This window comes from Georgenia ruanii (assembly GCF_009193175.1).
Classification (GTDB): Bacteria; Actinomycetota; Actinomycetes; order Actinomycetales; family Actinomycetaceae; genus Georgenia; species Georgenia ruanii.
Map to the genome: position 1 here is coordinate 79,690 of NZ_VUKE01000014.1, position 12,399 is coordinate 92,088.

General features: G+C 75.5%; 8 protein-coding genes. 6 read left to right on the top strand and 2 right to left on the bottom strand.

The annotated features are described in order from the left end of the window. Positions 1-55: 55 nt before the first annotated feature. The 6 genes from GD880_RS14130 to GD880_RS14155 all read left to right on the top strand — a co-directional run bounded on the left by GD880_RS14130 (position 56) and on the right by GD880_RS14155 (position 10,155). Complete coding sequence (locus GD880_RS14130) at positions 56-2,185, top strand: hydantoinase/oxoprolinase family protein (RefSeq protein ID WP_152232258.1); 2,130 nt, start codon at positions 56-58, stop codon at positions 2,183-2,185. Beyond that, positions 2,182-4,437 carry a hydantoinase B/oxoprolinase family protein gene (locus tag GD880_RS14135; RefSeq protein ID WP_152232259.1) on the top strand — a complete coding sequence of 752 codons (2,256 nt, stop codon included), beginning with the start codon at positions 2,182-2,184 and terminating at the stop codon, positions 4,435-4,437. The genes GD880_RS14130 and GD880_RS14135 overlap by 4 nt, the downstream gene beginning before the upstream one ends. Before the next feature lie 25 nt (positions 4,438-4,462). Further along, positions 4,463-5,401 carry a BKACE family enzyme gene (locus tag GD880_RS14140; RefSeq protein ID WP_152232260.1) on the top strand — a complete coding sequence of 313 codons (939 nt, stop codon included), beginning with the start codon at positions 4,463-4,465 and terminating at the stop codon, positions 5,399-5,401. A 54-nt stretch (positions 5,402-5,455) separates the two neighbouring features. Further along, a complete protein-coding gene (locus tag GD880_RS14145; RefSeq protein ID WP_226909672.1) occupies positions 5,456-7,510 on the top strand; it encodes an acetate--CoA ligase family protein in 2,055 nt (684 codons plus the stop codon). A gap of 144 nt (positions 7,511-7,654) precedes the next feature. Beyond that, on the top strand, positions 7,655-8,353 hold the full coding sequence (locus tag GD880_RS14150) for a hypothetical protein (protein ID WP_193314518.1): 699 nt from the start codon (positions 7,655-7,657) through the stop codon (positions 8,351-8,353). Between the two features lie 137 nt (positions 8,354-8,490). Further along, the gene (locus GD880_RS14155) at positions 8,491-10,155 is read left to right on the top strand and encodes an FAD-dependent oxidoreductase (RefSeq protein WP_152232262.1); all 1,665 of its coding nucleotides are present in this window, start codon (positions 8,491-8,493) and stop codon (positions 10,153-10,155) included. Between the two features lie 96 nt (positions 10,156-10,251). On the opposite strand, the gene GD880_RS14160 is transcribed toward GD880_RS14155, so the two are convergent. Next, positions 10,252-10,968 (bottom strand): response regulator, encoded by a 717-nt coding sequence (locus tag GD880_RS14160; RefSeq protein WP_152232263.1) that lies wholly within the window; start codon positions 10,966-10,968, stop codon positions 10,252-10,254. A gap of 113 nt (positions 10,969-11,081) precedes the next feature. After that, positions 11,082-12,377 carry a sensor histidine kinase gene (locus GD880_RS14165; RefSeq protein ID WP_152232264.1) on the bottom strand — a complete coding sequence of 432 codons (1,296 nt, stop codon included), beginning with the start codon at positions 12,375-12,377 and terminating at the stop codon, positions 11,082-11,084. Positions 12,378-12,399 lie beyond the last annotated feature (22 nt).

Genomic DNA, 12,399 nt, shown 5'->3' on the forward strand with positions numbered 1-12,399 from the left:
CGACGGCGTCCCACCGCCCGCGACGTCGTCCCCGCGCCCACTCCTGGGGAGCTTCATGACTGCCATCCTTGACGACCCCGCGCCGGCCACCGAGGCCCCGGCGTCCGGCTGGGCCGTCGGCACCGACGTCGGCGGCACGTTCACCGACCTGTGGCTGCGCGGCCCCGACGGGCAGCCCGTCGTCTGCAAGTCGCCCACCACCGCCGACGTCGTCACCGGCGTCATCGACGCCGTCCACCTCGCCGCCCGCGCCGTCGGCCTGCCCACCGCGGAGCTGTGCCGCCGGGTCACCCGCTTCGGTCACGGCACCACCGTCGGGCTCAACGCCCTCCTCACCGGCCGGACCGCCAGGGTCGGCCTGGTCACCACGCTCGGCTTCGGCGACGTGCTCGAGATCGGCCGGCTGCGCCGCGGCACCGCCGGCCTGCAGGGCCTGGACCTGGGCAACTACTTCCTGCGCGGGCGCACCGCCCCGCTCGTGCCGCGCGAGCTCGTCGTCGAGGTCACCGAGCGGGTCAACCCCGCCGGCGAGATCCTCACCCCGCTGGACCTGGCCTCCGCCCGCGCGGCCCTCACCGCCCTGCGCGACGCGGGCGTCGGGGCCGTGGCGATCTGCCTGCTGTGGGCCACTGAGAACCCCGCCCACGAGCGGGCGCTGGCCGCGCTGGCCGCGGAGATCCTGCCCGGCGCCTTCGTCAGCACCTCCCACGACGTCGCCCCCTCGGTCGGCGAGTACGCCCGCGCCTCGACCACGGTCGCCAACGCCGCCCTGGGCCCCGTCGCCGGCGGCTACCTCGGCCGCCTCGAGGCCGAGCTGCGCGCGCTCGGGATGACCGCCCCCATCATGATGACCACCAGCGCCGGCGGCGTGGTCCCGGCCGCCACGCTCGCGGCCTCCCCGGTGCGCGGGCTGCTCAGCGGGCCGGCGTCCTGCGTGGTCGCCGGCCAGGCCCTCGGCGCCCGGCTCGACCAGCCGAACGTCCTCACCCTCGACGTCGGCGGCACCAGTTTCGACGTGGGCGTCGTCGTCGACGGCGCGCCGCTGCTGCGCGAGGAAGTGACCTTCGGCGGCGCCGACATGCGGGTGCCCAGCGTCGACATCGCCAGCATCGGCGCCGGCGGCGGCTCTATCGCCGCCGTGCGCGACGGCGTGCTGACGGTCGGTCCGCGCAGCGCCGGCGCCACCCCCGGGCCGGTGTGCTACGGCAAGGGCGGCACCGAGCCGACCACCACCGACGCCGACCTCGTCCTCGGCGTCCTCGACCCCGACCGGTTCGGCAGCGGCGGCATCCGCCTCGACGTCGACGCCGCCCGCGCGGCGCTCGCCGACCGGATCGGCGCGCCGATGGGCCTGACGGCCGTCGAGGCCGCCCGGGCCGTGCGCGAGGTCTTCGACGCCGCGATGGCCGACCTGCTGCGCGCGGTGACCATCGAGCGCGGCCACGACCCGCGCGAGTTCACCCTCGTGGCCGGCGGCGGGTCCGGACCCTCCCACGCCTGGAAGCTGTGCCGCGAGCTGGGGCTGACCGGCTTCGTCGTTCCCGCCACGGCCACCGCCCAGTCCGCGTTCGGCGCCGGCACCTCCGACCTGCGCACCACGGCCTCCCGGACCAGCTACCTGCGCCTCTCACCCGGCGACCAGCCCGAGGAGTCGCACGCCACCGTCCTCACGGCCGCGCTCGCCGACGCCGGCCGACGCGCCCTCGACGCCATCCCCGACCCGGCCCTCGCCGAGGTCACCCACACCGCCGCGGTGCGCTACCGCGGGCAGACCCACCACCTCGACGTCGCCGTCGAACCCGCCCCCGACGTCGCCGCGGTGACGGACCTGCTCGCCCGGTTCGAGGCCGAGTACGACAAGCTCTTCGGCGCGGGCGCCGGGTTCCGGGAGGCCGGCTTCGAGATCCTCTCGGTGCGCGCCGTCGCGGCGCTGCGCGCGGCCACCGCGACCTCGTCGTCCTCCGGGCAGCCCTTCGAGGTCCGCGACGTCCGGCCGGTCGTCTTCGACGACGCCCACGCCCCCGCCGAGACGGTCGTCTACGGCTGCGACTGGCCCGCGGCGGACCAGCACCTCGCCGGTCCCGCCCTCATCCAGCTCCCCGGGTGCGTCGTCGTCGTCCCGCCCGGCGGCACCGCCACCACGGACGACGCCGGCACCATCCACGTGGAGGTAGGACAGGCATGAGCACCCTCGACGTCCCCATCCAGGCCGCCGCCACCGACCCGGTCGTCGCGCAGGTGGTCCGCAGCCGGCTGGTGGCCATCACCGACCAGATGCGCCTGGCGCTGCAGTCCGTCAGCGGCAGCCCCACGGTCACCGAGGCGAGCGACTTCTTCACCGGCCTGTACCTGCCGGACGGGTCCTTCGCCACCATGGGCCACCAGGTCACCTTCGAGGCCCCGCCCGTCGGCGCGCTCATCCGGCACCTGCTCGCCGGCGGCCGTGCGCTCCGCGACGGCGACCGGATCGTCGGGAACGACCCGTTCGTCGGCGCGCTGCACCAGAACGACCTGCAGATGTGCGCCCCGCTGTTCGTCGACGGCGAGCTGGTCGCCTGGGCCGGGGTGATGGCGCACGAGACCGACATCGGCGGGATGGACTTCGCGTCCTGGTCGCCCAAGGCCAAGGAGATCTGGCAGGAGGGCCTGCGCATCCCCGCCGTCACCCTGGTCTCCGAGGGCGAGCTGCGCGAGGACGTCCTGGAGATGATCCTGTCCGCCTCCCGGCTGCCCGCCCAGCTCGGCCTGGACATCCGGGCCTTCATCGCCACCCTCAACGTCGCGGCCGAGCGGCTCGTGGAGCTGTGCCACCGGTACGGCACCGGCGTGGTCCAGGGCGCCATGGCGGCCATGGTCGACGACGCCGAGACCCGGCTGCGCCGCCGGCTGCTGGAGATGCCCGACGGCGTGGTGCACACCCGCGACTTCCTCGAGCACGACGGTCACACCGACACCCTCTACGCCGTCGACCTCGTGCTGACCAAGCAGGGCGACCGGCTCACCCTGGACTTCTCCGGCTCCTCCGGACAGGCGCCCGGCTTCGTCAACTGCTCCCGGGCGGGCCTGGCCGGGGGCGTGGCCGGGGCGCTGATCCCCACGCTCGGTTTCGAGATCCCGTGGAACGACGGGCTGCTGCGCCCGGTGGAGATCGTCGCCCCCGACGGGCTGGTGTGCACCGCCGTCCCGCCGGCCCCGGTGGGCAGCGCCACCGTGGAGACCGTCTGGGTGGTCAGCAACGTCGTCTCCGGGGCGCTCAACCGGCTGCTCGCCGCCACCCCCGCCTACGCCCACCGCGCCCAGGCGGTCAGCAGCGGGACCATGGCCACCTTCAACCTCTCCGGCCGCAACCAGTTCGGCGAGGTCTTCGGGCTGCACCTCATGGACCCCCTCGCCGGCGGCTTCGGCGCCTTCGCGAGCCGGGACGGCCAGGACGCCGCGGGGCCCATCAACGCGCCGTGCCCGTCCATCGCCGACGTCGAGGTCAACGAGCTGGGCACGCCGCTCGTGTACCTCTACCGCCGCCTCGCGCAGGACACCGGCGGCGCCGGGCGGCACCGCGGCGGCCTGGGCGCCGAGGTGGCGCTGACCATCTCCGTCCCCCAGGCCGAGGCCCTGGTCATGACGCACGGCGCCGAGGTGCCCAACTCCGCCGGGCTCTCCGGCGGCCTGCCCGGCGGGCTGATCCACCAGTCCTTCGCCCGCGGCCTCCTGCGCGACGCCACCGAGTCGGCCCGCACGGCCGCGCTGCTGCGCGGGCGCTCCGACGCCGACCCCCGGTTCACCGACCTGGGCCCCAAGCCCGGCGCCTTCCCCATCACCGGCCAGGACGTCTTCGCCGTGACCTGGCAGGGCGGCGGCGGGATCGGCGACCCCCTCGACCGCGACCCCGCGGACGTCGTCGCCGACGTGCGCCGCGGCGTCGTCAGCCCCCAGGCCGCCGCGGAGACCTACGGCGTCGCCCTGACGCCGTCCGACACCTCGCGCGTGACCGGCTGGGACGCGGCGCAGACCGCGCGGCTGCGCCGGCAGGCTCGTGCGGAGCGGCTGGGCGTCGCCGTCGACCAGGTGCCCGAGACCTGCCGCGGCCTCGACCCGGCGCTGCCGCCGGCCGGCGTGCAGGCGGGGGAGCGGTGGCTGCCGCTCTCGGACCGGCTGCGGGCCATCCGCGGCACCGACGGTTGGCGGGTGGAGACGGTCGACGGCGCCCTGCTGGTCACCGGCTCGACCCGGTGGCGCCAGGGCGCACGCCGCGTCGCCCTCGCCCTGCCCGAGCGGGTGGGAGCGACCCTCCACGAGGACCTCGCCGTCACCGGCTGGGCGTGCCCGGTGACGGGCCACCTCCTCGCCGTCGACATCCACCCGGCCGGCGCCGACCCGCTCGACGACCTGGACCTGTCCCTGGACGACCGCGCCGCCCGGCTCACGCTCCCCGCCTGATCACTCAACGAAGAGAGGCACTGTCATGGCCAGCACGACCACCGCCGACGTCAAGCCCCGCAAGGTCATCGTCACCATCGCCCCCACCGGCGGCATGGCCTCGAAGGCCCAGAACCCGAATCTGCCCACCCAGCCGGAGGAGATCGCCGACGACGTCGCCGCGTGCGTCGCGGCCGGGGCGTCGGTGGCGGCCATCCACGCCCGCCGCCCCGAGGACGACCTGGCCACCTGCCGCGCCGAGGTCTACGGCGCGATCAACGAGGCCGTGCGCGAGCGCACCGACGTCGTCATCAACATCTCGACCGGCGGTGGCATCTCCGGCGACATGATCAAGGAGAACGAGCGCGGGGAGCTGCGCATCGACTTCACCGAGCGGCTGCGCGGGCTCGAGGCCCCGCACGTCGAGATGGCCACCTTCGACGCCGAGTCCTTCGTCATCACCGCGGGCGGGCGCGAGATCGTCAACCTGAGCACCCCGGCCCAGTGCGACGAGCTCGCCGCCCGGATGACCGAGCTCGGGATTAAGCCCGAGTGGGAGGTCATGAGCACCGCCCACATCCGCCAGGACTTCACCCGGCTGATCACCGCCGGCTTCGACGCCCAGCCGTACTGGGTCAACGTGGTGCTCGGCCTCGACCGCGGCTTCCAGGGCGCGCTGCCCTACACCCCGCGCATCCTCCACCAGATGGTCGACGAGCTGCCCGCGGGCGCGGAGCTGTGCGTCTCGGCGGTCGCGGCGAACCAGCTGCCCGCCATCACCCACGCCGTCCTGCTCGGCGGGCACGTGCGGGTCGGTCTCGAGGACAACCTCTACTACCGGCGCGGCGAGCTGGCCACCAACGTCCAGCTCGTCGAGCGGGCGGTGCGCCTCATCCGCGACCTCGGCCACGAGGTGGCCACGCCCGAGGAGGCCCGGCAGATCCTCGGCCTCAAGAGCCTCGCGCCCGCGGCCTCGACCAGCTGACCCTGACACCACGCTCGACGCCCGCATCCTTGCTGCCCTGAACGGAGACCCCGCTTGTCCGCACCCGCCACCGCCGGCCCCGCCGTCGCCCCCACCGCCCTGGACGCCTTCTTCGCGCCGTCCGGCGTGATGGTCGTCGGCGCCTCCGCGACGCCGGGCAAGCTCGGCGCCGTCATGGCCCAGTCCCTCGCCGCGTACGACGCGCCGCTGCGCCTGGTGAACAGCCGGGGCGAGGGCATGCACGCCAGCGTGAGCGAGGCGCTCGCGGCCGGCGACGGCGTCGACCTCGCCGTGCTCTGCGTCCCGGCCCCCGCGACGGCGCGGGCGCTGCGCGAGTGCGCCGAGGGCGGCGTGCGCGCCGCGCTGGTGTGCGCAGGCGGCTTCGCCGAGGCCGGCGCCGCGGGGGAGGAGCACCAGCGGGCGGTGGAGGAGGTGGTGCGGGAGACCGGCATCCGGCTCCTCGGCCCGAACACCTCGGGCTTCTTCGTCCCCGGCCGCCGGCTCCTGGCCAGCTTCGTGCCCGGGGTCGCCGACCTCGCCGCCGGACCGGTGGCCGTCGTCGCCGCCAGCGGCGGCGTCAACCACGCGCTGGCGTTCCGGCTGCAGCAGGCCGGGATCGGCCTCAGCCTCGGCGTGGGGCTGGGCGCGGGGGTCGACGTCGGCGCTGCGGCCGTGCTCGAGCACCTCGTCGACGACGAGCAGACCCGCGTCGTCGCGCTGCACCTCGAGACCGTGCAGGACGGGCCCGCGCTGCTGGCGGCGGTGCGGCGGCTGTCGGCCGTCAAGCCGGTGGTCGCCCTCGTCGTCGGGCGCAGCGACGTCGCCGAGTTCGCCCGGTCGCACACCGGGGCGCTGGCGACGTCCTGGCGCACCACCCGGGCCGTGCTGCGGCAGGCCGGCGCGGTGCTCGTCGACGACGAGGACGGCCTGGTCGCCGCCGTGGCGGCGCTGGCCGGGCGGCGCCTGGCGCCGTCGCCCGCGCCCGGCGTCGCGCTGGTCACGGGCCAGGCCGGTCCCGGCCTGCTGGTCGCGGACGCCGTGCAGACCGCCGGGGTCACGCTGCCGCGGCTCACCGACGCCACCCGCGCGGCCATCGCGGAGGTGCTGCCGCCGCTGACCTTCCAGGCCAACCCCGTCGACACCGGCCGCCCCGGGCCCGGCTTCGACCGGGTCGTGAGCGCCGTGGCGGACGACCCCGCGGTGGACGCGGTGGCGATCTACGCGCTGACCGAGCCGGTGGTGGACCTGCCGGCGGCCGTCGCAACCTCGGGCGCCGCCGGCCGGGTGCCGGTGCTGCTCGGGGTGGACGGCCCGCCCGACGACGTCGCCGCCCAGCGCGCCGCGGCGCGAGAGGCCGGGATCCCGCTCATCTCCGGGCCCACCGCCCTGGCCCGGGCCGTGGCCGCCCTGGCCGACGACGCCACGGGACGCTTCGCATGCGCCCAGGACGTGACCCCGCCGCAGCCGTGGCCGGGCCTGACGGGGCCGTGGGACGAGGTCCGCGGCAAGGAGCTGCTCGATGCCCTGGGGGTGCCCACCCCGCCGCGGCGGCGATGCCGGGATCGCGCCGAGGCGCTGGAGGCGCTGGCCGCGCTCGGTGGTCCGGTGGCGGTGAAGCTGCTCGACGCCACCGTGCTGCACAAGACCGAGGTCGGGGGCGTCCACCTCGGCGTCCGCACCCCCGAGGCGATGGGGCGGGCGCTCGACGCGCTCGAGGCGGCGGGCGCGCGGGAGGTCCTGGTCGAGGCCATGGCGGCCCCCGGGGTCGACCTCATCGTGGGCGCCCGCCGCGACCCGGTCTTCGGTCCCGTGCTGCTCCTGGGCCTGGGCGGCACGGCGGCGGAGGTCCTCGCCGACGTCGCCATCCGCAGCGTGCCGCTCAGTGACCGCGCGGCCGCGGGCATGGTGTCCGACCTACGGGCCCGGCGCCTGCTGTTCGGGCACCGCGGGGGTCCGACCCTCGACCCGGCGGAGCTCGCGGGGGTGCTCACCGCCGTCGGCAACGTCCTGCTCGTCAATCCCGACGTCGCCGAGATCGAGGTGAACCCGCTGCGGCTCACCGCGACCGGGCCGGTGGCGCTCGACGCCGTCGTCATCACCCCCGCGTGACCCTGAGCGCGGCGTCTTCGGGAGAGTGCCGAATCCACGATGGCACCCCGTGGGGGTGATGCCGTCACACCGCGCCGGTGTCACCATGTGGCATGCCGACGATCCCATTCGCTGGGCGGGCCGGCGGCCCTCGGGGGTGTGCTCGTGGATGAGGGCCTGACGCCGGCGGAGGCAGCGGAGGCAACCGAGGAGCTGCGGCGCCGCCAGATCCTGGCCGGTGAGCGGGGCGAGATGAGCCGAGTGATCCTCATCCTCGAGGCGGGGCTCCTCTCCGTGGTCACGGTGATCACCGCCTGGGCGGGCTACTCCGCGGCCCGGTGGAGCACCGAGCAGCGCAGCGACTTCGCGGAGGCGTCGATCGCGACGGCGCAGGCCGCCCGCGCCATCGCGCTGGCCACGGAGCTCCGCAACTTCGACGCCAGCACGTTCAACGCCTGGTTCACCGCGTTCACGCTGGGTGACCCCGACAAGATGCAGGTGGCCGAGCGGCGGTTCCGACCGGAGTTCCGAGTCGCGTTCGACGCATGGCGCGCGACGAACCCAGACACCAACCCCGATGCACCGGCCGGGCCCACGTACATGCCGGAGTACCGCCAGCCGGAGCAGGAGCGTGGTGACCGGCTCGACGCGGCCGCCGAGGCACACCTGCGGGCGGGCTACCGCGACGGCGAGGTTGCGGACAACTATGTCCGCATCACCGTCCTCCTGGCATCCGTCCTGTTCCTCGTCGGCATCGGCACGACCTTCAAGCTGAAGACGGTGCGCTATGGCCTCGTGGCGGTCGGCGGACTTCTCCTCGTGACCGCGCTGATCCAGATCGCGCAACAGCCCTTCCCTGCGTAGCGGACGCCTCATCGACAGGACGTGCCGACCCCTGGGCAGCGGGCCGGTCCACGCGGCGGAGCCTGGCGCCGCCGCACGTGCCCTCCTAGCATCGAGCGAGTGAGGGCACACCCTGCCCGACGATCCGGCCAGCTGCCATGAACCGGCCACTGCTGGTCGCGGTCGACGACGACCCTGACCTGCTGGGCGAGGTCGAGCGCGAGCTGCGCCACCGGTACGAGCACGACTATCGCGTCTGCTGCCGGCGCTCGCCGAACGAGGCGCTCGCCGCGCTGGAGGAGCTGGCGGCCGCCGGGGAGCAGGTCGCCCTGGTCCTCGCCGGGGAGGTCCTGGCCGGCGAGCCCGGCACCCGGCTGCTGGCGGAGGTGCGGCGCATCTTCCCGCACGCCCAGCGGGTGCTGCTGATCCGGTGGGGCCACATCGGCGACCCGGTGGCCGGCGAGGCGATCTTCGAGGCGATCGCCGGCGGCCACATGGACCACTACCTGGTGCGGCCCGCGCCGCCACCGGACGAGCAGTTCCACCAGGCGATCTCGAGCTTCCTGCTCGCGTGGGCCGAGGAGCAGCACAGCGCCCCGTACACGACCGACGTCATCGGGAAGACCTGGTCCGGCAGGGCGTACGAGCTGCGCGAGGTGCTGGAACGGTGCGCCATGCCGCACCGGTTCTTCCTGGCGAGCTCTGACGACGGGCGCGCCGTCCTCGCCGGTGTCGGCACGAGGACGCGGCTGCCGGTCCTGGTCATGCCGGACGGCAACGTCCTCGAGGATCCCAGCGACGCGGACATCGCGCGGTCGGCGGGGACGGCGGTCGATACCGGAGGCGACGAGTACGACCTCGTGATCGTCGGCTGCGGACCGGCCGGGCTGTCCGCCGCCGTCTACGGTGCCTCCGAGGGACTGCGTACCCTGCTCGTCGACTCGGGCAGCATCGGCGGGCAGGCCACCTACAGCTCGGCGATCCGCAACTACCTCGGCTTCCCGCGCGGCGTGAGCGGCGGGGAGCTGGCCCGCCGGGCCTACGAGCAGGCGTGGGTCTTCGGGGCGCGCTTCGCCTTCATGCAGCGGGTCACCACCCTCCGCGCCGAGTCCGGCATGACCGTCCTCGGCCTGAACACCGGCGGCGTGGTGGCCGGGCGCTCCGTCGTCCTGGCCATGGGGGCCAGCTACCGCCGCCTCGGCGTCGCACCCCTCGAGGCGCTGCAGGGGGCCGGCGTCTTCTACGGCGCCGCCGCCACGGAGGCGCCGCTGGTGGCGGGGGAGGACGTCTACGTGGTCGGGGGCGCGAACTCCGCCGGGCAGGCGGCCCTGCACCTGGCCCGCTACGCCCGCCGCGTCACGCTCGTGGTGCGCGCCGGGACGCTCGACGCCGGCATGTCGCACTACCTGGTCCGGCAGGTCGAGGCGACGCCCAACATCGTCGTCCGGACCGGCACCGAGGTGGTCGACGGCGGCGGCGACGGCTGGCTGGACCACCTCGTCCTGCGTGATCGCGCGGGCGGGGGAGAGGAGCAGGTCGGCGCCCACGACCTCTTCCTCATGATCGGTGCCCGGCCGCACACCGCGTGGCTGCCCGAGTCGGTCGAGCGCGACCGCGACGGCTTCGTCATGACGGGCCCGGACGTGAGCGCCGAGGCGAGCCAGCACCTCGGGCGCGCCCCGCTGGCGCTGGAGACCAGCGTCCCGGGCGTCTTCGCGGCCGGAGACGTGCGGCACGGGTCCGCCAAGCGCGTCGCCTCCGCCGTCGGTGAGGGGTCGATCGCGATCCGGCTGGTCCACCGCCTGGTCGCGGCCGGGTCCTGACCGGCCGCGACAAGACCGGTGCCGCGGCCACGACCAGACTGACATGCTGGCTGCGGCCACCGTGCCAGTCTGGCTACGACGCGAAGCGCATTCTGGCTACGACGAGAATGGCAGTCTGGCTGCGGCGAGCGTGGCCTTCTGGCCGCGCGCGGACGGGTGGTCGCCGCCGGCGGGGCCGTCGCGCAGCCATGCCAGCACCGCCAGGACCCGGCGGTGGTCGTCGTCCGACGGCGGCAGGTCGAGCTTGTCGAAGATCGAGGAGATGTGCTTCTCCACCGCCTTGGGCGTGACCACCAGGGCCCGGGCGATCGCGGCGTTCGTCCGCCCCTCCGCCACCAGGCCCAGCACCTCGCGCTCGCGCTCGGTCAGGCGCTCGACCGGCCGGGCCCGCCGGGCGGTGAGCAGCTGGGCGACCACCGTCGGGTCGAGCACCGTGCCGCCCGCCACGAGCCGCTCGAGCGCGTCGCTCAGCTCCTCGAGCGCGGCCACCCGGTCCTTGAGCAGGTAGCCGACCCCGCCGCCGGTGGCCAGGAGGTCGGCGGCGTAGGACTCCTCGACGTACTGGGACAGCACGAGGATCGCGGTGCCCGGCGCGCGGTCGCGGACCTCCAGCGCCGCCCGCAGCCCCTCGTCGGTGAACGACGGCGGCATCCGGACGTCGACGACGGCCACCTCGGGCCGCTCCCGCACGACGGCCTCGACGAGCTGGACGCCGTCGCCCACCGCGGCGACGACGTCGCAGCCGGCTTCCTCCAGCAACCGGACGAGCCCCTCGCGGAGCAGGAGGGAGTCTTCGGCCAGGGCGACGCGCACGCCCCGGACTCTACGGGAGCGGCGCCGTGCGCCCGGCGAGGCGGACGGCGGCCGCGACGGCTCGAGAGTGCGCGGCCGGGCCGTGACAGGCCCGGCCGCAGCGGTCGCGGCGCCTACGGGATGACCGCGGTGAGCGTCGTGCCGTGCCCCTCGGGGCTGTCGACCGCGAGCCGGCCGTCCACCCCGGCGAGCCGGTCGGCGAGGCCCTGCAGCCCGTGGCCCTTGCCCAGGCTCGCGCCGCCGCGGCCGTCGTCCTCCACGATGACCCGCAGCGCGCCGTCGGCCTCCTCCGTCACCCACACCCCGATCCGGGAGGCGCCGCTGTGCTTGGCCGCGTTCGTCAGCGCCTCGGTGACGACGAAGTACGCGGCGGACTCGCGCGCCGGGGCCAGGCGCCGCTCGGGCTCGAGGGCGACGTCGAGCCAGACCGGGATGGGGCTGTGCCCGGCGGCGGAGGCGAGCGCCGCGGCCAGGCCCCGGTCGGTGAGGACCGGCGGGGCGATGCCGCGGGAGAGGGCGCGCAGCTCGGACAGGCTCTCCTGCACGTGGGTCACCGCCTCGTCCAGCAGCCGCCGCGCGGCGGGCGAGTCGTCCTCGGCCAGCCGGCGCTGGGCGGCCTGGAGGTCCATGGAGAGCCGGACCAGCCGCTGCTGCGGGCCGTCGTGGATGTCGCGCTCGATGCGGCGGAGGGTCTCCGCCTCCGCGTCGACGACGGCGGCCCGGCTGGCGGTGAGGGACTCCACCCGCTCGCGCAGCTGCCGCTCGCTCATCGCGCCGAGGGTGACCCGCGCGAGGCCCCGGTGCGCCGCGACCAGCCCGTGGGTGACCGCCGGGGCGGTGAGGAGGAAGACGACGCCGACGGCGGTGTTGACGACGACGTCGGCGACCAGGCCGTCGAACCCGAGCAGCCAGGCCAGGCCGTAGCGGTCGGCCGAGCGCAGGAAGGGCTCGTACAGGACGTAGAGCGGGCCGCCGATGCCGATCGCCCACCAGGTGATCGTGAGGACGAACGTGGTGATGGCCAGCGGGAACTCGAGGAGCAGGTAGAGCAGGTCGAGCCAGCGCTGGCCGTCGCGGAGCCTGGCGAGTACCCGGCGCCAGAACCGGGACTCCGGCGGGGCGTACGGGCGCGGCCTGGGGATCGGCTGGCCGAGGGCGGCGAGGCGGCGGCCTTCCAGGTCGCCCAGGCCGCCCGCCGCGCTCAGCGTCAGCGCCATGACCGGCAGGCCGAGGAGGGTGACCAGGAGGCCGGCGCTGAGGCTGATGCCCGCGACGAAGACGACGAACCCGACGATGGCCAGCGGCAGGCCGGCGAGGAGGTAGACCACCTCGTGGCCGGCGCGCCGGAGGAGGCTGGGAAGCCCGGTGCTGTGGGGCACGGGCTGGAGGGTAGCAGTGGTTGCGCTCATGCCCCCAAGCCTTCCGGGCTCC